Below are 22,422 nucleotides of genomic sequence, written 5' to 3' on the forward strand. Positions count from 1 at the left end.
GATGAGCCAACTGGAATGAGCCTGGAATCCGTTCGCGCCTTCTTCGCCGAGAAAGCCCCCGACATATCAGTCATGGAATCCCCGATCAGCTCGGCGACCGTGACGCTGGCCGCCGAAGCCTATGGCGTCGAGCCCGGCATGATTGCCAAGACGCTGTCCTTGCGCGTCGGCGAGCGCGTGATCCTGATCGTCGCGGCCGGCACCTCGCGCATGGACAACAAGAAGGTAAAGGCGCAGTTCGGCGGCAAGCCGAAGATGCTGGGACTGGAAGAGGTCGCCGACATCACCGGCCACGAGGTCGGCGGCGTCTGCCCGTTCGGCCTGAAATCGCCGCTGCCGGTCTATTGTGACATTTCGCTGAAGGCGTACGACGTGGTGGTGCCGGCCGCGGGCTCGACCCACAGCGCCGTGCGCATCACGCCCGATCGGATGGCCGAGCTGACCGCAGCGGAATGGGTCGACGTCTGCGAGCACAGGCCATAACGCGGGTTCGATCGGTCGGCCTGCGACACCTCTCCCCAGCGAGGAGAGGTGTCGGAGCTCGCGGATTGCACCGATTCAACCGAAACGCATTTCGCTCTAGCCGCCCCAGCCGCAGTAGGGCCGGCAGCGATAGTTCGCGCGGTGCGAATGGCCCCAGCCCCAGTGCCAGCCGAATCGCGCTTGCACCAGGTCGTTCTCCTGCGCCATCGGCTTGGCGGCTCCGGACAAAGCAGTGACTGGAGCTGCCATTGCAGGTGCTCCGAGCAATATCGCGCCAAACACGCAAAGTGCAGCAGGAATTCTGGTCATGGATTTGGTCTTGGATTCGGTCTTGGACATGACATTCCTCCAATCGACAGCTTCCGACCGCAATCAACTTGGCCGACGGCAATTCGTTGCACAGACGTGACGGTTTCGGGACGGGACGACCGGTCGCTGAACCGCGACGGCGCCAGATGCGATGCCTGATGCATTTGCCGGTCAGGGAGGCTAGGATGAGGACCATGCCCGATGACAAGGTGAAACGACGACTGACCACCGTGCTGTGCGCTGACGTGTACGGCTATTCCCGTCTCATGGAAGCGGACGAGGCCGGAACGCTGGAAGCGCTCCGCCGCTCCCGCGCGGCCATTGCCCGACTGGTCGAGCGCCATGACGGCCGCATCGTGAACACCTGGGGCGATGCCGTGATCGCCGAATTCGCCAGCGTGGTCGAGGCCGTCCAATCCGCGATCGAGATTCAGCAGGAAATATCCGATCAGGAATCGGCCGCGCCTCAAGCGAACGCGATGCGGTTTCGCATCGGCATCAACCTCGGCGACGTGATGGTGGACGGCACCAACATCTATGGTGACGGCGTCAATATCGCATCACGGCTGCAGGAGCTCGCTGACCCCGGCGGGGTCGTGATCTCGAGCTCCGTCTACGATCAGGTGCACAACAAACTGTCCGTTGGCTTCGACTGTCTCGGCCAGCGCCCGATGAAGAACATCGCGCCCCTGACCAGCTATCGGGTGACCCTGGGCGGCCAAGCCGCCGGGCATGCCAGCATCCCGATGGAGGAAAACCGAACGCCCTCGGAGAGCGCGCGCGCTCCGCGGATGGGCGACAGGCGCGAGCCATCATCGTCCACCAATGCCGTTTCGGATTGGCTGGGAAAGCTGCCCCGGCCGGTTGCGGTGGCGCTCACGGTGTCCGCCTTCCTGATCATGATCAATCTGTTCTCTGGCGGGCACAAAATCTGGTTCCATTGGCCAGTCGCGGTCATTCTGTTCGGCGCCGCCTTGCGGATGGTGCTCGGACGTCGACCTGAACAGGACAGGCGCTAGGCAGCGCTAATCGTCGTCATCATCATAAGGCCGTGGCTGCACCTGCGGCGACGGCGCATTGTTGTAGCGCGTCGGCGGCGGTGCGGCGCGATTGCGCGGGACCTGCTGTTGCGGCGGCATCTGGTTGTTGGACTCGAACACGGCGCGGCAGCCACTGGAGAGTTGCGGCGTGTTCTGCCGCAAGCAAGCGGTGATGCGGCTCACATCCGGAATCTGGTCGCTGCACAGGCGCCAGACATCAGGCGTGCAGGCCATCTGCTGCTCCATGGTTCCGCGATATTCCTCGGCGAATGCTGCGCTCTGCGCGACGATGCCGCCAATCGCGAGCGCCACACCCAGCGCAATCCGCTCTGTTCGCATGGTTCCGATCCTTCCAACTCGCTCGACTTGTCTTCAATCAATGAGGCGCGGACAGGTTCTGGACCAACAACAAAATGTGAGGAAGCGGCTGGAACCTATTCCACCCTGCCAATCTTCTTCACCGCCGCGATCAGCCTTGCGCTGTCGGTCGCGACGAACTTGGCGAAATCGGGCGCATCCTGATACGCGACGAGGCTACCCGACGCGTCGAAGGTCTTGAGCACGTCCGGGCTCGTCATCACTTGCGCCATCGCTTCGCGCAAGCGGCTCGCGATCGGTGCGGGAAGCGCGCTCTGTGCAAACAGCCCGGCCCAGATGTACATCTCGACATCCTTGTAGCCGAGCTCCTGGAAGGTCGGCACGTCGGGGAAGCTCGCGATGCGCTGCGCGCCGCAATTGCCGAGCACGCGCAGCTTGCCGTCGTCGACCTGCGGCTTCAGCGTGCCCGGTGCGGCCGCGATCGCCTGCACGGTGCCGCTGAGCAGCGCGGTCAGCGCTGGCCCCGCACCGCGGAACGGCACGTGCAGCAATTTGATATCGGCGCTGTTTGCGAACATCTCCATCGCCACATGCAGCGTGCCGTAGGGACCGGACGAGCCATAGGTGATCTGGCCGGGACGCTTCTTCGCATCCGCTACGAACTCCTGCGCCGTCTTCCATGGTGCCGAGGTCGGCACCGCGAGCAGCGTCGGATCGGCCAGCACGCGCGCGATCGGCATGAACTGCGACATCTCGTAGGCGACGGGGCGGTCGAACAGCCGGTCGGCCTCGGGCAGCACCGCGAGCGAGGACAAGGCCATCAGCAGGGTGTAGCCATCGGGCTCGGCGCGCGCCGCCGCAGCGTTGCCGACCGATCCGCCGGCGCCGCCGGCGCGGTTGTCGACGATGACGGACTTGCCGAGAATCCGCTCCAGCGCCTGCGCCACCGGGCGCGCCGCGAGATCGGCCTGGCCGCCGGCGGGGAATGGCACGATCATGGTGATGTTGCGAACGGGGTAGGCTTGCGCGAAGGCCTGCGCCGGCAACGCGGCCCGCAACAATGGCAACGCGGCAACCGCGCGCAAGACGTCACGTCGATCCATACGTCGATTCATGGCAGCCCCCTCCCCTTGTTTTCTTGTTTCCCTCCCAGCCTAGCGTCACGGTCCGCAAGAACAAGCCGTTTACGAAGTGTTAGCCATGTTCGGCCTCGTCCGGAACGCATCCCTCCACCCTCCGTTGCCCTGCGAGGGCGAGTGTGGAGGGAGTGTTATGGGAAAACTTGCGACCATCGATGTCGCCCTGGACGAGATGCTGGTGAATTTGGCGGCGATCGTCCTGCGGCTTTCGAAGCCCGAACTGACGCGCACGCCGGAGGCGCGCCGCGCCCTGACGCAATCCGTGCATCAATACGCGGTGTGCGCCGCGCGCTCGACCGACCCGCGGGTGCATGAGTTGAAGTCGGAGCTGGAGAAGACGCTGAAGCCGAGCCTGCGGATCGTCGCGATCGACGGCGTGAAGGTGTCGTAGCTGGAAGACCGTCATTGCGAGATTCCGTAGGGTGGGCAAAGGCGCGCTCTTCGCGCGCCGTGCCCGCGTCACTCGCCGAATTGCCCCGCAATATCCCGCATATCACCGCCCCAATCCACGGGAAGTGCTCCCTGCTTGACGTAGCGATGGAAACTGCTGAGAGACCAATCGCGCACCGGCGTCACGAGGCCATGCTTCACTGGGTTGAAATGAATGTAATCAACGTGTCGTTCCAGATCCGCGTCATCGCGAATTGCATGCTCCCAATAGCGGCGCTGCCAAATGCCCTTCTCGCGCTTCTTCAATTTGCTCATCGAAGGCGCGACAGCCTGTAAGCCCCGCGAGAATCCGCCCTTGATCAGATTCCAACGCGATGAAAAGTCGACGTCGCCCTCCGGCAGCGTCCAGATCGCATGGAGATGGTCCGGCAGAATACAGATTGCGATCGTCTCGAATGGCTGGCGCTCAAAGACGGTTCGGTACATTCGTCTCAGGCGATCAGCTTGATCGACGAGCAGCGTGCTCGACCTGTCTTCGAGCACAACGGTGAAGAAGAACGTCCTCCCTCGTACGCGCCGATATCGAGACACTCGCGATCCCCCCGAGCAAAGACGTGGGCACGCTTCGCTTTGCCCACCCTACGATAGCTGCTCTGAGGATACAGTAGTAGCTAACCGGTTTTGCCACCCTTCTTCGGCTTCCGCTTGCACGTCCCCGGCAGCTTCGCGGCAAGAAATTCGCCGAGCGCCTCGACTCGCGCGGGCCTCGGGCCGCCGGGTGGGGTGACGAGGTGCACGGCGCCTTCGGCCTGCTTCCAGTCTTTCAGGATCACTTCGACGGCGCCGGAAGAGATGGCATCGCCGACGATGAACTCAGGTAGCTCCGCGATGCCGAGGCCTGATAGGAGCGACGGCATCAGCGCTTCGCCGTTGTTGACGCGAAGCAGGCCGCCGGGGCGGACGCTGGCCTGCTCGCCGGCGGAATTGGTGTAGTGCCAGATATTGGGCGTCGAGAGATAGGCGTAGCTGAAGCATTTGTGCTGGGCGAGATGCATCGGATGCGTCGGGCGGCCGTGCTTCTTCAGATAGGACGGCGCCGCGACCGTGAAGCGCGGCATGGTGAAGAGCCGCCGCGCGATCAGCGAGGAATCCGGCAGCCGCGCGATCCGCACCGCCATGTCGAAACCTTCGCCGATCAGATCGACGGTGGCATCGCTCAAATGCAGATCGACCGAGACCTCCGGATAGGTCTCGAAAAACTCCGGCAACAGCGGCGCCACCGCCTTGATGCCGAACGTCATGGGCACCGCAAGCCGTACCAGGCCGCGCGGCGCCACCGATTGCGCCAGCGCCTCGTTCTCTGCGGCCTCACCATCAGCGAGCAGGCGCGTGGCGCGATCGGCGAGCTTGTGGCCGGCGTCGGTCAGCGCAAGGCGGCGCGAGGTGCGGTTGAACAGACGGGCGCCAAGCCGCTCCTCCAGGCGGGTGACCGCCTTGGACACCGTGGCCTTGGACATCGTGAGCTCGCTCGCGGCCCCGGCAAACGACCGTAATTCCACGACTTTTGCGAAAATCGCGAGCGCCTCGAAATCGGGGAGTTTGGCCATGGCGAGGGTCCGCAGGGTTATATTAGGAAACAATATGTTTCAACAGTTTCTATTTCTATACCACAGGCGGAGGCTTATCCAAGGCCCATCAGAAATTGACGGACTGGAGAAATCCAATGACCAAGAAGCTCTCAGGCAAGGTTGCCCTCGTCACCGGCGGCTCGCGCGGCATCGGCGCGGCCTCGGCCCGCGCGCTCGCCGATGAAGGCGCTGACGTCGCCATCAGCTACCTGGCTTCGCCGGACAAGGCCGAAGCTGTCGTCACCGAATTGAAGGCCCGCGGCGTCAAGGCTCGCGCCTTCAAGGCCGATCAAGCCTCGGCCAAGGACGTGACGAAGCTCGTCAACGACGTCGCCAGGGAATTCGGCCATCTCGACATCCTCGTCAACAATGCCGGCGTCGCCGCCGGCGGCGCGACCGACGATGCCAATGCGGATACCGGCGCGCTGGAACGGCAGGACCAGGTCAACGTTCACGGCGTGATCGCGGCGATCCGCGCCGCCTCGCGGTTGATGGGTGAAGGCGGCCGCATCGTCACCGTCGGCTCCATGCTCGCCGACCGTGCCACGTTCCCGGGCCTTGCCGACTACGTTGCCACCAAGGCGGCCGTCGTCGGCTACACCAAGGGCGCGGCACGCGACCTCGGCCCGCGCGGCATCACCGTCAACGTGGTGCAGCCCGGCTCGATCAACACCGACATGAATCCGGATGACGACCGCGATTTCGCCGAAGCGCAACGCAAGCAGCACGCGTTGCAGCGCTTCGGCCGCCCCGAGGAAGTCGCCGCCGGCGTCGTCTTCCTCGCAAGCCCGGAAGCCTCCTTCGTCACCGGCACCGTGCTCAATGTCGACGGCGGGTTCGGCGCCTGATCAAGGCGCCAACCTACTCACACAAGGACTATGCAAATGATCGAACTCAGACCTTTCGCAAAACTCGGCGGCGCCGATCACGGCTGGCTGAAAGCAAAACATCATTTCTCCTTCGCAAGTCACTATGACCCGAACAACATGGGCCACGGCGCCTTGCGGGTGTGGAACGACGACGAGATCGCGCCGAACACCGGCTTTCCCGCCCATCCCCACGCCAACATGGAGATCATCACCTATGTACGTGAGGGCGCGATCACCCATCAGGACAGCCTCGGCAACGAGGGCCGCACCGAGGCGGGCGACGTGCAGGTGATGAGTGCCGGCAGCGGCATCCGCCATTCCGAGTACAATCTCGAGCCGACCAGGACGCGGATCTTCCAGATCTGGATCGAGCCTGTGGCGCGCGGCGGACAGCCGACCTGGGGCTCAAAGCCGTTCCCCAAGGCTGATCGCTCAGGCAAGCTCGTCACCATCGCGAGCGGCATCGCTGAAGACACCGACGCGCTGCCGATCCGCGCCGATGCGCGGGTGCTTGCCACCACGCTGAAAGCCGGCGAGAGTGCGGAGTACGAACCGCAGAAGGCGCGGCACCTGTATCTGGTGCCGGCGGCAGGCGCGGTCGAGATCAACGGCGTGCGCGTCAATGCCCGCGACGGTGCCGCGATCCGCGACGAGAGCAAGCTGACAATCACGGCGCTGGAAGACTCCGAGCTCGTGCTCGTCGACGCCGCGTAACACCCAACAACGAGCCATCGCATCCAATCCCAACGGAGACCACCATGACCAAAGTTCTCGTCCTCTATTATTCCGCCTATGGCCATATCGAAGCGATGGCGAATGCCGTCGCGGAAGGTGCGCGCGAAACCGGCGCCACCGTCGACATCAAGCGCGTGCCTGAGCTGGTGCCGGCCGAAGTCGCGAAGGCCTCGTATTACAAGGTCGACCAGGCCGCCCCTGTCGCCAAGATCGAAGACCTCGCCAATTACGACGCGATCATCGTCGGCACCGGCACCCGCTTCGGCCGCATGGCCTCGCAGATGGCGAACTTTTTGGACCAGGCCGGCGGGCTCTGGGCCAAGGGCGCGCTGCACGGCAAGGTCGGCGGTGCCTTCACGTCGACCGCGACCCAGCATGGCGGCCAGGAGACGACGCTGTTCTCTATCATCACCAACCTCCTGCATTTCGGCATGGTGATCGTCGGCATGAACTATGGCTTTGCCGGCCAGATGAAGCTCGACGAGGTCACCGGCGGTGCGCCCTATGGCGCCACCACGATCACCGGCGGCGACGGCAGCCGCCAGCCCAGCGCCAATGAGCTGGCTGGCGCGCGCTATCAGGGCCGCCAGATCGCGGAGACCGCGAAGAAGCTGCACGGTTAAGCTTAAGCCTCACGATCTGCCGCATGGCAGATGCGACACAGGCGGCATTCTCTGACGGGAATGCCGCCCCATCTATGTGAGCAGCAACGACACGGCTCACGACACGCAGGACTTATTAGACGAATGGCTTTCGAACTTCTCTTGATTGCGCAGATGATCCGCAGGCCGGCCCAGGCTCTCGCGCGACGCTGGTATTGCCGCAGCCTGTTCCGAGCCTCGCGTGGACGTTTTCACTGCGCGGAGTGCACGGGATCGTAATCCCTCACGCCCGCGTGATGTCCGCGTGCGGTGGGATGCTGATATCAGGCGCAGATGCGGGCGCCGTTGAAAGCCACCAGCCGTCGCCGGCGAACCAGCAAGTCTCGTCCGGCGCATCCCCTCGCCGCAGCGACCGCACACTCTCCCAGCCCTTTGCAAACGCCTCGGCGAGCCGCCGGCCTGCCTCCGCATCCTGTAGTCCCGCGCAGCCGATGAACTGGGCCCGGCTCAGGAATTTCGCCGGCCAGGCCGCGCCCTGCTGCGGGCGCGTGATCATCAACATGCCGCCGAGCACGCCCGTCGGGGCCAGCGGAAACACCAGCCGGCCGCCGGGCCGCAACGCCTCCAGCCATTCGGTCGCCGGCTGCGCCGCGCCTGCGCAAACATAGATCACGTCGACATCAGGCAGATCGGAGGCAACGCCCGAGCGGTCACGCAGCTCGACATTGGCGATGTCCTTCAAATTCTCGCGCGCAAGCCCCGCAAGGTGCGCGTCGATCTCGTAGGCGTAGACGCGGCCGCTGGGCCCGGCAAGCTCGGCGAGGACCGCGGTGTAGTAGCCCGTGCCCGCGCCGATCTGGAGCACGGTCTCGCCCTCTTTGACACCGCAGCCGCTGAGCCAATGGGCGTGCGCACCGGGCATGCCGATGTTGATGCCCCGCGCCGGATCCAGCGCCAGCAGCGTATTCTGATAGAGGAAGGCGGGATCGTCATCCGGCGTCACGACATAGGGATGCCCGCCCAATGTGATCGACCATGGCCCGGGTCCGGCGAAGGGTTCGCGCTTCACATTGCGAAAGGCCTGTTCGAGACGAGGGTCCGTGACTCTGGCCGCGGCGCAGATCAGCTGCGCAAAGAACGCGCGATACTTGTCCGAACGATCGTGCATGTCGCCTCCTGGCTGAGGCGATCACGATAGCACAATTAACGCGATATTCGAGTGACCGCTGCAACCGGCGACGGTTCAGCGCGCCTTGCCCATGGCCCGCGCGGCCAGTGCGGCAAGCCTTGGATGACGGCGCAGTCCCTGCGCGGCATGGTCGCGCAAGACAAAGGGCAGCCCGCGCCATGACAGCGCGACGCTGACATCGGTCAGCGGCACCGGCTCGGCGCCGAAGCGGCGCTTGTAGTCGTGATTGCCGATGCTGAGATCGAAGCGCCGCACGCCTTGCGCATGCAGCGCCGCCATGGTGCGCTCGGTCACGAGCAGCCCCGGCGAGCAATTCGCCCACGGCTTGCCGGCATGGCCGATCCGCAGCAAGTAATAGGTCGCGCCGTATCTGACACCGAACGTGGTCGCGACGATGCCCTCGTCGCAGACCAGAGCCGAAATCACCGCATAGCCCTCCGCAACGCCCTGCCGGGCGACATCGCGATAGAAGCGGCCATGGACCGCGTCATTGAGGACGAACCGCAAGCCGAGCTGCTGCATGCGCTCCTGCTGCTGGATGTCGATCACGTCCAGAAGCTCGTGTGCGCGGGCAATGTCGGTGGCGATCTCGAACCGGGCGCCGGCATGGCGGCTGAACACGCGCCAGCAGCGCGGCATCTGCATGCGCTTGATCGAGGCCTGATAGTCCGCATAGTCGTCACCGGTCAGCACGAGATTGCCGTTGAGAGAGCAGGAGCCGGAGCGGCCGAGCGACACCAGCGGGTTCGGCTTGCCGCCGACATAGGCCGGCATCTTCTTGAAGCGAAGCAGGTCGAAACGATCGGGCAAGGCGCGCAGGCCGTCAACCAGCGCCGCGCTGATCGCCTCTGCGCCGGCCGCATCGAAACTCGCATCGCCAGCAACGATCGGAGCGTTGTTGTCGGAGACGCCGAGATCGGCAAACTCAACGATACGGATGCCGCGCCTGGTGTGGTTGAACATCGGCACGATGGCGATGTCCTTAGCTGTCGCCGCGTCGGTGATGACAGCGATCAGCGGCGCGACGCCGTGAAACGCGGCGTACCACGCGCCCAGCCAGTAACCATGTTGAAATGCGGTGCGATGTCCCGCGTTCAGGCGCAATGCAGCCTGCCGCCAGTCGCGCAGGAAATCGACTGAGATTCCCGACGTGCTGGATACCTGACCGTTTAGTTGCTCGACGCTGAGAAACGCCATTTGCGGGGCATACGGTTACTGAACACGTCCAGATAGATTATGTTTTGCCGCGGACTACAAGTTACGTCGCTGCTTATCGTTAAGCGGTTACCGTCAGCCTGCGCGCACGTGTTTCTTGCGGCTGCGACAAATTGTCAGCGATCGGGTTCCCTTTGCGCGACGCATTGGAACCTGGCCAGGAAGTGCAGCCCTGCGACCGCAAGCGCGAACATGAACCAGACCGGATTCTGGCGCTCGACCAGGAAGGTTTCGGTCGTTCCGAAGTAGAGCCCGAACAGCCAGATGGTCAGGAACAGCTTACCCAGCGCATTGCTGCGGTTGTGGGCCTGGACCTCCTGGAAATTGCGCAGTGGTGCGAGCACGAAGATGAGGATGACGAGTAGAAGGCCCGGCAGGCCGATCGTGACGGCAAGGTCGAGATAGCTGTTGTGGCTGTGCGCCGCAGTCACCGCCCATTCCGAGCCCTGGATGGTCTTCCCCTCCGCCGCGCCGTCCCAGAACGCCGCATAGCCATGACCGGTGATCGGCCTTTCCGCAACGGCTCCGAGCGCAAACTCCCAGATCTCGGACCGGCCCGTGAAGGTGGGGTCGATCGGAAGCGCCCGCGTGATGCTGCCGAGCACCGGGCTCACGACGCTGCCGACCGTCAGCAGGTTCATCACGATCAGCGGCGCGAAGCAGATGATCCGCTTCAGCCACAGGCTCCTGATAGCGTAGACCAGCGATGCCAGGGCATAGATCACAAGGCACAGCACCGACGACGTCTTGCCGCCGGTGAAGATCAGGAAGATGCCGGAAAGCAGCGCGATCGCCGGCCCCATCACGAAAGAGCCCATGGCCGACAGGTAAATGCCGACATAGACCAGGATGGACATCACGGGCGAAGCGATGTTCTTGTGGCCAAAGCTGCCACGCCAATCGCCGGCAAGCTGCGGCTCGGTGATGTCGAGCGCGGTGTGCATCGAATATTGCGGGGCCAGGACGACACCGAGATAGCACACCACCAGCAGCGCCAGCGCGGCGCCGCCGAGGCACAGATTGAAGCTTCGCTGCGTCGGCGGCAGCAGCGGCAGCAGGACGGCAAGCGTGGTTGCGCTGGCCGCGAGCACGAAGCGCTGAATCGAAATCTCGCGACTCTCGGAGAATGCGAGATTGATCATCATCCAGCCGATCAGGCAAAGATGCAGCGGCGTGACCAGGCTTCCGAGCGAGGGCGCGTCGGCCGTGAAGGTCAGCAGCACCGCGATCGCGGCCAGCAATCCGAACGAGATGTAGGTTGTTGCCAATCTTCCGCTGACCACGGTGGCAACGTCGGGATTGCGCAGATCGGGAAACGGATCGAGCGTGATCAGGACCAGCAGCAGGGCCGCGACAGCGACAAGGCAACGTGCCGCGTTCACGACGTTGAACTTCGCCAGCGCATCGCGCAGCGCCTGGCCCAGCGAGCGGGCCTCGACGTCAGTCATGTCTGCGGCGCTGCGATCCATGCCTCAAAGGCCTGACGGGACGATGGGGGACCCCAAAAGGTCAACCCGGGTCTAGCCCATCCCCGTTAACCATCCGTCAACCAGCACATCGGCAGCGGCAGGAACCCGGCTTTGCCGCGCGACGCTTCGCGCGATCTCGTAATATTGCAGCGCGCGCTGCTCCAGCGTCAGATTGTCCAGGATGTAGCCGCGCGGATCGAATTTGCCGGCGGTGCAGCCGGCCCAGAAATCGGTCCAGCGCTCCTCGAAGCCGGCGCGGTCAGTGAACTTGAGCCCGCAGCGATCATCCCAATAGGGCACCGACGAGACGGGCCCGAACTCGACCCGATGTGGATAATAGTCGGGGTCACGCCACGGGCCGCCGGGATCCCAGGCGAACACCGGCACGCCGCAGGACAGCGCCTGCTGATAGGCGATGCCCTGGCTCTCGTTCTGGCACAGGAAGATCATCGCGCGCGAGCGTGCCAGCGCGGACCTGTAATCCTCCTCCTGGTAGCTGCCGTAACGCAGCTCGGTGAAGGAGCGGCCTTCCTTCGTCAACCGGGCGCGCACTGCCTCGACCAGCTCCGGAACGTAGCGCTCGCGATCCAAGCTGATCTTGTCGTAGAGCAGAACGTCGACGGTCTTGTCGTGCGGGCGCGACGGCGCCCACTGATCCGTGTCGATGCCGACGGGCCAGGCTTCCGTCTCAGGCCAATGGGGCCTGTACATCTCGGCATACCACGGACCGGGCACCAGGAATTTCCGGACTGGAAGCCGCTTGAACAGGTCAGGATCGTCGAACGGATGGTTATAGGCGCAAACGCCAAGCAGGATCGGGTTCTTCCACGCAAACTTGTCGAGCAGGAAGGCGCGGCCGATGATGCAGGCGACTTCTTCCGGGTGCTGCGCGATGTAGCCGTAGTCGTTGACACGATAGCGGATGCCGAGCCGGTCAAGTCCGGCACAGAGATTAAGGAAGACGCGCAGCTGCCCGCTCATGCGCGGCTCACCGAACAGCATCTTGCGCGCCATGCGACGCAGATGGCGGTCGCCCGGAAACCAGCGATCGTCCTTGTCCTCATAGAACAGGTTGAGGATCATGTCGTCGGGATCGTAGTCGAACGTCTTTGCGGGCACTTTCATCCATCCGCGGCATCTGGGCCTGCAGTTTCGCACGAGACCGGCCATCGCACCTCTCGAAACCAGCGACAGACTTAACGCCACAGGCTTAACGCTAATCTACGAAACCGATGACTTGGGCCGCCTTCGCAACAACGATTTCGCTCTTATCCGGGTATCATCTGCGCGCGCCAGGACTGCGGCCGCAGGTCGCCTGGTTAACAGATCCTTAAACACGACGAGCCCCCGCTTGCCTCTCGCCGACGCCATGCTCGATGCACCGACCGCAGCACCAGTGGCGGCGGATGCGCGCGCGACGTCGCCGGTGGTGTCGGTTGTCATCCCCGCGAAGAATGCCGCGGCCTATATCGGCGAAGCCATCGAGAGCGCGCTCATGCAGGGCGGCGTCAGCGAGATCATCGTCGTCGACGATGGCTCGACCGACGGCACGGACGCAATCGTCGGCGCCATCCGCGATCCGCGGCTGCGCCTGATGCGGAACGACGCCAGCGGCGTGTCGGCAGCGCGCAACCTCGGCGCCCGCAACGCACGCGGGGACTGGCTGCTCTTCCTCGATGCGGATGATCGCCTGCGACCTGACGCGGTGACGACATTGCTGGCAACGGCCAGGACCGCGCCGCAGGCGGTGCTGGTCTATGGCGACTACAACACCATCGACAGCGCCGGGCGGACGATCGGCCACCGCGACCTGCTGAAAGGACGCCAAAAGCCTTCGGGCCACGTGCTGGAGCGGCTCGCCAGCGGCAATTTCATCGTCAACGGCGGCATCATGCTCGTCCGCCTTGATGCCTTCAGCGCTACCGGCGGCTTCGACGTTTCGCTGCGCTATTGCGAGGACTGGCACTGCTGGTGCCGGCTCGCCGCAGCAGGCGAGTTCGCCTATGTGCCAGAGCTACTGCTCGACTATCGGCTGCACACGGCCAATACGATGAATGCGGCAGTACGGACGCCGCAGGATTTCTTTCCGGCGGTGGCGCGCGTATTCGATGACGAACTCATCCTTGGCAAGCTGCCATCAGGGGCCGCAGCGCGGCTACGGCAGGCGGCCGAGATCCATCTCGTCACCTATGCTGCGACGCAGGCAGTCCGCTTCGGACGATATCGCGAGGCGCTTGCCTATCTCGGCATGGTCGGGCAGCGATCGCTCAAGGCAATGCCGCGGTCCGCGATCAAGATCGCGCTTTCCTATTTTGGGATCTAGCGTCTCGGCGCGAACGCGTCAGGAGACGATCTTCGAGGCCTCATAAGGCTTCGGATCGAAGCCGAATGCCGCAAGCGCGGACCCGACGGCCACCAGCAAGGGATGCATCGCCACGACGGCCCTCGATGACGTCAGCAGTCGGACCGAGCGCCCCAGAGACAGCGGCAGCCGTCCGAGCGTCTGCGCAAACAGGCGCGCCCGTGCCGCCGCACCGTGTGCGGCCTTGGATCGCGCACGGTAGTTGATCACCCCGATGCGCAGGCCCCGCCTGGCGATCCAGCCGAAGCTGGTGCGGCTTTGCGGCACGGTCTCGGTGATGATGGCTTCCGCGGTCCAGTGGAAGATCATGCCGGCATTGCGGCCGCGATAGAAGAAGTCGCAATCGCCGCCGCCGAGAAAATTGAATTGCAGGTCGAAGGCGGGGCTGCCGAGCCGGTCGAACGCGCCGCGCGTGATCAGGCAATTGCCGCAGCCATAGATCATCGGCACGGCCCCGGTGTAATCGTAGGCAGGACAGAAAGCGGGATGACGCGCGAGCCAGGGCCGGCTGTCATCGTCAAACACCGGCAGCACCGGTCCGCCGACAATGTCGGCGCCGGTCGCCTCCGCCGTGCGAACCATCAGCTCGAGCCAATCGGGCGAAGCGATCTCGTCGTCGTCGATCATCAGGAAGCGGGTCGCGGCGGGAAACACCGCCTGCGCCGTCTCGAACGCGGCGTTGATCGCCTGGCAATTGCCCTGCCGCTTCTCGACCAGACAGATGCCCTGGAGTTTGCCGTCGGCGAGGTATTCCGCAGCCACCGGCGCGCTCGCGCGCCCTGCCGCATCGTTCTCGACCATCACCACCGCGAAGGAGCGCGGCGTGCGCTGATCGACCAGCGAGTCCAGCGTCAGCCGCAGATGCTCGGGGCGCCGGAAACAGGGAATGCAGACGACGATGCCGACCGAGAGGTCGATGACGCGCGAACTCGCCACGATCTCCCTGAAGGGATCGCGCAACGTTTCCGAGATCCGGCGGGCGGACAAATCTGTCGGGATCAGCGTCATTGCATTCCAATGCCTGAGATATGTTGAAAAAGCCCTGCGTCCACTGTCCCGCGACGGCACGGCCGCGCGGGACAGAAGCGTCCCAGAACGAGCGGACCGCAAGGGCACTCAAACTGCACCGCGGACACAGATCTGTCGACGATGAGACGCTTCGTCATAGGTTTAACCGCTTTCGCGTGTTTTGCCCTGCAAATTCCCTTGTGTGTGATACTGCAATTCACAGTCCATCAGGCGTCAACGGATCAACATGGACAATGCCGTAGTTAACGTGGGGGCCGATTAACCCGCCTGTAAGCACCGTGATCGGTGACGTCCCGCGGCATCAGATTTGCTCTTCGAGATCGCGACACTTTTCCTGTAAATTTGAGTCGAACAAGCGCGGTTGGAAAACAATGAACGAGTCCGCCACGATCGATCTCGCGACAGCGACGCAACCGAAGCTCGAAGCGTTCGATGGCGCCGCCGTGCTGCCGCGTGGTACCGATCTCCGGCGCGGCGACCATTACGTCAATCTGCGGAGGCGCTGAGCCATGAGCGCGTTGACCGGCCGCCAAGTCAAGATGCCGGGCGCGTGCGCGCCGCTGGGCACGCATGGTAACGAACCGTTAATCACTGGGGGGCTGCCGGCACTGAGGCGGCACAACGTCGCGGCTAATGGCGGCCCGCGCTTAAACGCTTTGTTTGCCATTTCGGTGAATAGTCCCTCAATGAGTATGGTTAATTTTCCCTGTTGCGTTGATTGCGCGCCTATATCCCCGGTGCGAGGCGTAAAGCGAAGAGTAACCCCTCAGCCCGCGACCGTTGGAATGAAAGCTGGGGACTATGCTTGACTACAACCAGCCGATTGATCGGGCCAAAAATCCGACCGGGTCGGAAGTCCCGCAGCGGAGATCCGAGTCCAGCTTCAACGTGCTGGAGCTCGCCAACCTGCTGTGGCGGCGCAAGATCGCGATTGCCTCCGCGGCACTGATCGGCGCGTGCCTCGCCGTTGCTGCCGGCAAGAGCCTGACACCCCGCTACACCGCGACCTCCCAGCTCTATGTCGACCCGCGCGAGCTTCAGCTGGTCGATCGCGAGCTGACGCCGCGCGCGCAGGACGTCTCCGGCATGTCCATGCTGGTGGAGAGCCAGGCGCGCCTCATCACCTCCAACAGCGTGTTGCTGCAGGTGATCCAGCAGGCAGGTCTCGACAAGGATCCAGAATTCGGCGGCAGCGACGGCAAGACGCTGGCTTCGTCCCTGCTCGGCCTGATCGGCTTCCAGCTCCGCGCGCCCTCCGCTGCGGAAACCAAGGAGGTGCAGCTCGCCGCACTCGACGCGCTGAACAAGCACATCACCATCCGCAAGACCGAAAAGAGCTTCATCGTCGACATCGAGGTCTGGTCGACCGATCCGGCGAAGGCGGCGATGCTCGCCAACACCCTGACCAACACCTACCTCACGGAGTCCCGCAACTCCCAGGCCCTGGCGGCGCGGCGCGCCACCAGCGAATTGTCCGGCCGGCTGAAGGAGCTGCGCGAGCGGCTGCGCAATGCCGAGACCGCGCTTGCCACCTACAAGGCGCAGAACAATTTCGTCGGCACCCAGGATTCGTTGATCTCCGATCAGCAACTCTCCTCCAGCAACCAGCGGCTGTCAGCGGCCCGAGCGGCGACGATGGACGCACAAGCGCGGCTGGACCAGATCGAGGCAAACAAGCGGACCGCCGCGGATGCAGGCGCGATTCCCGAAGCGCTGCAATCGCCGACTATCGCCAATTTGCGCGCGCAATATGCCGATGCCCGCAAGAAATATGCGGAGCAGACCGCCGAGCTCGGCCCGCGCCACCCGGCGCTGCGGCAGACCGAGAAGCAGGTCGAGGATCTCAAGCGCACCATCAACGAAGAGATCGATCGCTTCGCACTGTCCGCCAAGAACGATCTGACCCGCGCCCGCGACTACGAAGCCTCACTCAACCGGGCGCTGGATGTGCAGAAGCGGCAGAGCGTGCAGCTCAGCCAGGCGGCCGTGCGCCTGCGCGAGCTCGAGCGCGAGGCCGACGCCAGCCGCGACGTCTATCAGTCCTTCCTCAAGCGCTCGCGCGAGACCGAGGAACAGGAAACCCTGAATACCTCGGCGGCACGCGTCATTGGCGAGGCCACCATACCGCAGCGCCGCTCGTTCCCGCCTGGCATGAGCCTGTTCGCGATGATCGGCTTCATGTTCGGTGGGCTTGCCGCCGCCTTCTGGTTCGTCGCGGCCGAGCATCTGTTCAATGGCGCGACCGCCCCCGAGCCGAACCGCCGCGAGCGTAACCCAGCGCCTGACGATGCCAAGCCCCAGATCGAGGCCGCCGCGCCTCCGCCCGCGCTTGCGCTGGTCGAGAAGCCAACGATCGCCCGGCTCCAGGAGGCCGACGTGATCCGCACGCTCGGCGCCATTCTTGCAACCGGCAGCGGCGTCGATCTGACCCGAATCGGCTGGCCGACGCTTCGCCCCGGATTTCCGTTGACGACCCTCCTCAACGCCCTGCGCGACATGCGTGCGGCGATAGCGCGCCTTACCGGCAGCAAGACGATGCAAGTGATCGCGCTCGTGGGGGCCGGCCAGACCACGGGGCGCAGTGTGTCCGCGCTGAATTTTGCGCTTGCCGCCGCGCGCGACGGCAGCCGCGTGCTGATGATCGATGCGGATCATCAAGCGCACGCGCTCTCGAGCAAGGTCAAGCGCCCAGGCAAGACCGAAGCCGGCAAGGCGGGCTGGCTCTCGATCGGCAGCAAGGCCGCGCGCGAGATCAAGACCGTGAACGGCATCTCGGTGCTGCCGGCGACCGAGAGCGATGCCGGCAAGGCAGCCGACGCCATCCGCAAGGCAATCGCGCAGGCGCGTGCGGCCGGCGGCTATGACCTCGTCGTTCTCGACGGCCCCGCGATGCCGCTCTCGGCTGCCGGCCGCAAGCTGCTCGATGGCACTGACGCGCTGGTAGCGGTGCTGCCGACCAGCCTCGACATCAACGACAGCATGGAAGAAATCCTGACCGCGCTCGGCACCGCCCAGCGCAAGCTCGTCGGCGTCGTGCTCGACGAGCTCCCCCCGGCGATCCAAACGCGCCAGCGAGGCAAACAATATGCTTGAGCGCCGCGTCAATCTTGAAGGTCGGGCCGCGACCGCCGACGTGCCCCGGATCACGATCGGCGGCCTGCGCATGGCCGCACTCGACCTGGAAGCAACCGCCGACTTCATGATCGAGGCGACCGATGAACGTCATCGCATCAGCCGCCCGCTGTATCTGACCTCTGCCAATGGCGAGGTGCTGGCGCGCTGTTCGACCGAGCCGCAGACCGAGCGTCTGTTCCGCGCCGCCGATCTGATCAATGCCGACGGGCAGCCGCTGGTGGCGGCCTCGAAGCTGCAGTCCTGGTTTCCATTGCCCGAGCGCGTGGCCACGACCGACCTGTTCCATGTCGTCGCGCGCAAGGCGGAGGTGACCGGTCGCACCTTCTACATGTTCGGCGCCAACGAGGAGGAGAACGCCGCGGCCGTCCGGCGTGTCCAGAACATGTATCCGAGGCTCAAGATCGTCGGACACAGTCATGGCTATCTCGATGGCGAAGCGCTGCGGGCCAAGGTCGACGAGATCAACGCGCTCGCGCCCGACTTCCTGTGGGTCGCGCTCGGCGTACCCAACGAGCAGGCCTTCGTCGAGGAATACACGCCGCTGCTCACCAATGTCGGCGTCATCAAGACGTCGGGCGGCCTGTTCAACTTCCTGTCGGGCAGCCGCTCCCGCGCGCCGCGATGGATGCAGAGGGTCGGGCTTGAATGGGCCTGGCGGACCTGGCTCGAGCCGCGCCGTCTGTTCTGGCGCTATATGACCACCAACCCCCGCGCGATCTATCTTCTGTTCAGCCGCAGACGGCCATTCAATCGCTAGGACGCGTAGCGCATCCACCCAGATCGCGTTGAGCAGCCGTCACACGACGGCGCGTTTCAACACCGGTCCCGCGTCGTCCACGGGCAGATCCGTCTCCGGCTGGAGCGGCGGCGCGATCGCCAACTCCATCGGCCGCAGCAGCTCGGCCATCTGCTTCGCCGGCAACGGCTTGGCGATCAGGAAGCCCTGCATCTCGTCGCAGCCATGGGTGCGCAGGAAGGCCTCCTGCTCGGCATTCTCGACGCCCTCGGCGACCACGGTCATGCCGAGCGCCTTGCCCATGCTGATGATGGCCTGTGCGATCGCCTGGTCCTCCGAATCCTGCGGCAGGTCGCGCACGAAGGAGCGGTCGATCTTGATCGTGTCGATCGGGAAATGCTTCATCAGCGACATCGACGAATAGCCGGTGCCGAAATCGTCGATCGCCAGGCGGATGCCGCGGCTCTGAATGGCATCGAGCACCTTCAGCGCCCGACCGACATTGCGCATCATCATGCTCTCGGTGACCTCGAGCTGGAGCAGCACCGGCGACATGCCGGAGGCCGCCAGAGCCTCGTCGACGTCCTGCAACAGATGCTCGTCGGCGAACTGGCGCGGCGACAAGTTCACCGCCATCGACAGCGGCAGCAGGCCGCAGCGCTGCCAAGTCATCGCCTGCGCGCAGGCTTCGTTCAGCACCCAGCGGCCAATCGGCACGATCAGGCCGGTCTCTTCCGCAAGCGGGATGAACTGCGCCGGCGAGACGCTGCCGAGATCGGGATGATTCCAGCGGAGCAGCGCTTCCACGCCGGTGATCTGCCCCGTCTCCATGTCGACCTTGGGCTGGTAGTTCAGCGAGAACTGCTCTCGTTCGAGCGCCCGGCGCAGTGCGCTTTCGAGCGACAAACGTTCGATCGATTGCGTCTTCACTTCGTTGGAGAAGAAGCGGTAGCCGTTCTTGCCGTCTTCCTTGGCGAGATACATCGCCATGTCGGCGTTCTTGGTCAACGTCTGTGCATCGGCGCCGTTGGCCGGATACATCGCGATGCCGATCGACGCCGTGGTGTGGCACTCGTGGCCGGCGAGCTCCATCGGCTCGGCGAGCGCGGCGAGCAGCCCGGTGGCGATGCGCTGGACATCGTCGATCTCGCCGCACTGATCGAGGATCACCACGAACTCGTCACCGCCGAGACGTGCCACGACGTCGCTGGCCCGCAGCGCGCCGCGCAAACGATTTGCCACTTCGAGCAGGAGCAAATCGCCGGCCTCGTGCCCGAGCGAATCGTTGATGACCTTGAAGCGGTCGAGATCGATGAACAGCAATGCGAAGCGGTGATCGTGGCGCTGAGCGTCGTCGATCGCTCCGCGCAGCAGCCCGTTGAAGGTCTCGCGGTTCGGCAAATCGGTCAGGCTGTCATGCGAGGCGAGGTATTCGATCCGCTCGTCGGCCTCGTTCTTCTCGTCGGCGCGATCGAAATTCTCCATCGCGAAGGAGACGTTGTCGGCGAGGCGATGCAGCAGCTCGACGAACTCGGATGTGAAGGTGTCCTGTTCCGTCGACATGTAGATCATGACGCCGACGGCCTTGTCGTGCGCGATCAGCGGAAATGCCGCGCCGGAGCGCGCGCCGTCGGCTCGGACGACGGCATGGAAGGCGCTCACACGGCTGTCGTTGACATAGTCGTTGCAGATGCAAGGCTGGCGCGTGCGGAACGCCGTTCCGCTCATGCCCTGCCCCTCGGGCCGGTCGGCGTCGACGGAGAGACGGACGTTGCGGGTGGTCTCGGCGGAAGGTCCCGCGGATGCGACGATCGCGAGCCGATCGCTGTCGGCACTGGCGAGCGCAATGGTCGTCGAAGTAAACTTGCCGCCGGTGGACGCGGCCCGGCACACGAGCTCGAACAGCTCGGTGCGGGACTTGGCGCGCACGATCGCTTCATTGGTGGCGCTCAGCGCCGCGAACATGCGCGTCAGGCGCTCCTTCTGCGCCTCGGCCCGCGCGCGTTCGTCGGCCCGATCGAAATTGTTGAGCGCAAAGGCGACATTGGCCTGCAGCCGCTGCAACAGCTCGACAAACTCCGGCGTGAACGTGCCGCGCTCCGGCGAGTTGAAAACGAATACGCCCTCGATACGGTCGCCGTTGAACAGCGGCAACGCCGCGGCGGACCCGATGCCGTTGCGACGGGCATTGGCCGCCCAGGGCTTGATCCGGTCGTCGGACAGCACGTCGTTGCTGATGCAGGGCTGGCGCGTACGGAAAGCCGTTCCGGTCAAACCGCGGCCTTCGGGCACCTGGTCGGAGGTCGAAAGCTTGAAGTTGCGAACTGAATCCGCGTTCGGACCGTAGCAGGCGGCGACGCGGAGCAGCTCGGCGTCGTGATCGACCAGCGCGATGGCCGCCGAGGTGAATTTTGCGCCCTTGGCGGTTGCCTCGCAGACGAGATCGAACAGCTCGGCACGGGAGTGCGCGCGCAGGATCGCCTCGTTGGTCGCGCTCAGCGCCGCATACATGCGCGCCAGGCGTTCCTCCTCCTCGGCGATCTGCGCTTTCTCGGCCTCACGGTCGAAATTGTCGATCGCGAAGCAGACATTCTCGGCGATGCGCAGCATCAAGCTGACGACTTCGTCGTCCTTGGCCCAGGACTGGCTGAGGAAGGCCAGGATGACGCCGATGCTTTGGCCATGCTTGACCAGGGGCGCCGCGATGAGGGCTGCAACGCCGGTGTTGACGTTCGGCTGCTCCCATGGCGTTCCCTTGGTGCGACGTGCGAGATCGCGCTCAATGATGGGCTTCTGCGTTCGAAACACTTCGCCGGAAATGCCGCGGCCGTAGGGATTCTCGGGATCGGTGGAGTAATGGGTCCGCGCCACGAGCTCCAGATTCTCGCCGGTGCCGGCGACGGGCTTCAGCCAATGCGAATCCGGCTCCTTCAGCAGGATGAAGGTCGCCAATGACTTGCCGCCGTGCACGGAAGCGTCGCACACGAGCTGATACAGCTCCTGCTCGTTTTTTGCCCGCAGGATGGCTTCATTGGTCGCGCTGAGCGCGCCGAACATGCGGTTGAGCCGCCGCGTCGTCCGCTCGCTGGCCTGCCGCGCGGTCTCGCGCGCAAAGTTCTCCAGCGCATAGGAGATGTTGGCCGACATGCGCTCGAACAGCGACACCATCTGCTCGGTCAACGAGCCGGCCTCGCTGCGGGTGACGAACAGCACGCCGACACTTTTGCCGTTGCACAGAAGCGGTAGCGCCGCCGCGGCGCCGATATTCGCCTTGGTCGCGCCTTCACGCCATGCCAGTGAGCGCGGATCGTTCAGATAGTCGTTGCTGATGCAGAGCTTCTGGCTGCGAAACGCTTCGCCCCCGACGCCCGAGCCCTCGGGCGCGCCAGCTTCGGTGGTGATCTTGAGCGAGCGCAGGCGCGCCACATCGTCGCCGCGCCCGGCGGCGAAATGCAAGTGCTGGCCCTCCGGCTCCACCAGGAACACGGCGACGGCCATGAAGTCTCCGCTCGAAAACCCGGCATCGCAGACCATCTGGTACAGCGCGTCCGGCGATTTCGCGTAGAGGATCGCTTCATTTATGGCGCTCAGCGCCGCAAAGGTGCGCGCGAGTGACGTCGACACGATCTCAACTCCCGGGCATTTCTGCCGATTTTTCCCGGGTGCTTTATGAATGGGGATCGCCTAAGTGGTCGTTATTGCGGCAGGGAAACCGCCAATCAGAGTGAACGAGCAGCGAATGACAGCTGAAGAACTCCCGGGAATACCGCCGCG

The 22,422-nt window shown here is 64.5% G+C and carries 21 protein-coding genes; 10 read left to right on the top strand and 11 right to left on the bottom strand.

The window, feature by feature from the left end:
- Nucleotides 1-15 precede the first annotated feature (15 nt).
- Nucleotides 16-483: a YbaK/EbsC family protein gene (locus L6639_RS26505; RefSeq protein ID WP_237864569.1), complete on the top strand. Its 468-nt coding sequence runs from the start codon at nt 16-18 to the stop codon at nt 481-483.
- Nucleotides 484-579: 96 nt separating this feature from the next.
- Here L6639_RS26505 and L6639_RS26510 read toward each other — a convergent pair whose 3' ends face one another.
- On the bottom strand, nt 580-822 hold the full coding sequence (locus tag L6639_RS26510) for a hypothetical protein (protein ID WP_237864570.1): 243 nt from the start codon (nt 820-822) through the stop codon (nt 580-582).
- Nucleotides 823-986: 164 nt separating this feature from the next.
- Here L6639_RS26510 and L6639_RS26515 point away from each other — a divergent pair, with 164 nt between their 5' ends.
- A complete protein-coding gene (locus L6639_RS26515) occupies nt 987-1,811 on the top strand; it encodes an adenylate/guanylate cyclase domain-containing protein (protein WP_237864571.1) in 825 nt (274 codons plus the stop codon).
- 6 nt (nt 1,812-1,817) lie between these two features.
- Here the strand turns inward: L6639_RS26515 and L6639_RS26520 are convergent, their stop codons facing one another.
- Together L6639_RS26520 and L6639_RS26525 are read right to left on the bottom strand one after the other, a co-directional pair.
- Nucleotides 1,818-2,171, bottom strand: coding sequence for a hypothetical protein (locus L6639_RS26520; protein ID WP_237864572.1), 354 nt, complete (start codon nt 2,169-2,171; stop codon nt 1,818-1,820).
- A 95-nt stretch (nt 2,172-2,266) separates the two neighbouring features.
- On the bottom strand, nt 2,267-3,253 hold the full coding sequence (locus L6639_RS26525) for a tripartite tricarboxylate transporter substrate binding protein (RefSeq protein WP_237864663.1): 987 nt from the start codon (nt 3,251-3,253) through the stop codon (nt 2,267-2,269).
- 169 nt (nt 3,254-3,422) lie between these two features.
- Between L6639_RS26525 and L6639_RS26530 the strand changes: the two genes are divergently transcribed.
- Entirely contained in the window at nt 3,423-3,680 is a 258-nt protein-coding gene (locus tag L6639_RS26530; protein ID WP_237864573.1) for a hypothetical protein, read from the top strand.
- Nucleotides 3,681-3,748: 68 nt separating this feature from the next.
- On the opposite strand, the gene L6639_RS26535 is transcribed toward L6639_RS26530, so the two are convergent.
- Nucleotides 3,749-4,270: an REP-associated tyrosine transposase gene (locus tag L6639_RS26535; RefSeq protein WP_237864574.1), complete on the bottom strand. Its 522-nt coding sequence runs from the start codon at nt 4,268-4,270 to the stop codon at nt 3,749-3,751.
- An 80-nt stretch (nt 4,271-4,350) separates the two neighbouring features.
- On the bottom strand, nt 4,351-5,286 hold the full coding sequence (locus L6639_RS26540; RefSeq protein WP_237864575.1) for a LysR family transcriptional regulator: 936 nt from the start codon (nt 5,284-5,286) through the stop codon (nt 4,351-4,353).
- A gap of 116 nt (nt 5,287-5,402) precedes the next feature.
- Between L6639_RS26540 and L6639_RS26545 the strand changes: the two genes are divergently transcribed.
- The 3 genes from L6639_RS26545 to wrbA are packed head-to-tail and all read left to right on the top strand — an operon-like array spanning nt 5,403 to nt 7,534.
- Nucleotides 5,403-6,155, top strand: a complete 753-nt coding sequence (locus L6639_RS26545) for an SDR family NAD(P)-dependent oxidoreductase (RefSeq protein WP_237864576.1) — start codon at nt 5,403-5,405, stop codon at nt 6,153-6,155.
- Nucleotides 6,156-6,191: 36 nt separating this feature from the next.
- A complete protein-coding gene (locus tag L6639_RS26550; protein ID WP_237864577.1) occupies nt 6,192-6,890 on the top strand; it encodes a pirin family protein in 699 nt (232 codons plus the stop codon).
- Between the two features lie 44 nt (nt 6,891-6,934).
- Complete coding sequence (gene wrbA, locus L6639_RS26555; protein ID WP_237864578.1) at nt 6,935-7,534, top strand: NAD(P)H:quinone oxidoreductase; 600 nt, start codon at nt 6,935-6,937, stop codon at nt 7,532-7,534.
- Between the two features lie 262 nt (nt 7,535-7,796).
- Here the strand turns inward: wrbA and L6639_RS26560 are convergent, their stop codons facing one another.
- The 4 genes from L6639_RS26560 to L6639_RS26575 form a co-directional block, all read right to left on the bottom strand.
- Nucleotides 7,797-8,681 carry a protein-L-isoaspartate O-methyltransferase family protein gene (locus tag L6639_RS26560; RefSeq protein WP_237864579.1) on the bottom strand — a complete coding sequence of 295 codons (885 nt, stop codon included), beginning with the start codon at nt 8,679-8,681 and terminating at the stop codon, nt 7,797-7,799.
- A 75-nt stretch (nt 8,682-8,756) separates the two neighbouring features.
- The gene (locus L6639_RS26565) at nt 8,757-9,899 is read right to left on the bottom strand and encodes a GNAT family N-acetyltransferase (protein WP_237864580.1); all 1,143 of its coding nucleotides are present in this window, start codon (nt 9,897-9,899) and stop codon (nt 8,757-8,759) included.
- Nucleotides 9,900-10,033: 134 nt separating this feature from the next.
- On the bottom strand, nt 10,034-11,386 hold the full coding sequence (locus tag L6639_RS26570) for an O-antigen ligase family protein (protein WP_237864581.1): 1,353 nt from the start codon (nt 11,384-11,386) through the stop codon (nt 10,034-10,036).
- Nucleotides 11,387-11,437: 51 nt separating this feature from the next.
- Nucleotides 11,438-12,505, bottom strand: a complete 1,068-nt coding sequence (locus L6639_RS26575) for a glycosyltransferase family 1 protein (protein WP_237864582.1) — start codon at nt 12,503-12,505, stop codon at nt 11,438-11,440.
- Between the two features lie 232 nt (nt 12,506-12,737).
- Here L6639_RS26575 and L6639_RS26580 point away from each other — a divergent pair, with 232 nt between their 5' ends.
- Nucleotides 12,738-13,709: a glycosyltransferase gene (locus tag L6639_RS26580; protein WP_377803072.1), complete on the top strand. Its 972-nt coding sequence runs from the start codon at nt 12,738-12,740 to the stop codon at nt 13,707-13,709.
- A gap of 18 nt (nt 13,710-13,727) precedes the next feature.
- On the opposite strand, the gene L6639_RS26585 is transcribed toward L6639_RS26580, so the two are convergent.
- Nucleotides 13,728-14,756 (bottom strand): glycosyltransferase family 2 protein, encoded by a 1,029-nt coding sequence (locus L6639_RS26585; protein ID WP_237864583.1) that lies wholly within the window; start codon nt 14,754-14,756, stop codon nt 13,728-13,730.
- Between the two features lie 392 nt (nt 14,757-15,148).
- Here L6639_RS26585 and L6639_RS43100 point away from each other — a divergent pair, with 392 nt between their 5' ends.
- From L6639_RS43100 to L6639_RS26595, 3 genes are all read left to right on the top strand, one after another.
- Nucleotides 15,149-15,283, top strand: coding sequence for a hypothetical protein (locus L6639_RS43100; RefSeq protein ID WP_276575759.1), 135 nt, complete (start codon nt 15,149-15,151; stop codon nt 15,281-15,283).
- Between the two features lie 295 nt (nt 15,284-15,578).
- Nucleotides 15,579-17,870: a GumC family protein gene (locus L6639_RS26590; RefSeq protein WP_237864584.1), complete on the top strand. Its 2,292-nt coding sequence runs from the start codon at nt 15,579-15,581 to the stop codon at nt 17,868-17,870.
- On the top strand, nt 17,863-18,669 hold the full coding sequence (locus L6639_RS26595) for a WecB/TagA/CpsF family glycosyltransferase (RefSeq protein ID WP_237864585.1): 807 nt from the start codon (nt 17,863-17,865) through the stop codon (nt 18,667-18,669). The genes L6639_RS26590 and L6639_RS26595 overlap by 8 nt, the downstream gene beginning before the upstream one ends.
- A 39-nt stretch (nt 18,670-18,708) precedes the next feature.
- Here L6639_RS26595 and L6639_RS26600 read toward each other — a convergent pair whose 3' ends face one another.
- Nucleotides 18,709-22,272, bottom strand: coding sequence for a bifunctional diguanylate cyclase/phosphodiesterase (locus L6639_RS26600; RefSeq protein ID WP_237864586.1), 3,564 nt, complete (start codon nt 22,270-22,272; stop codon nt 18,709-18,711).
- Nucleotides 22,273-22,422 lie beyond the last annotated feature (150 nt).

Source organism: Bradyrhizobium zhengyangense (assembly GCF_022012555.1).
GTDB lineage: Bacteria > Pseudomonadota > Alphaproteobacteria > Rhizobiales > Xanthobacteraceae > Bradyrhizobium > Bradyrhizobium zhengyangense.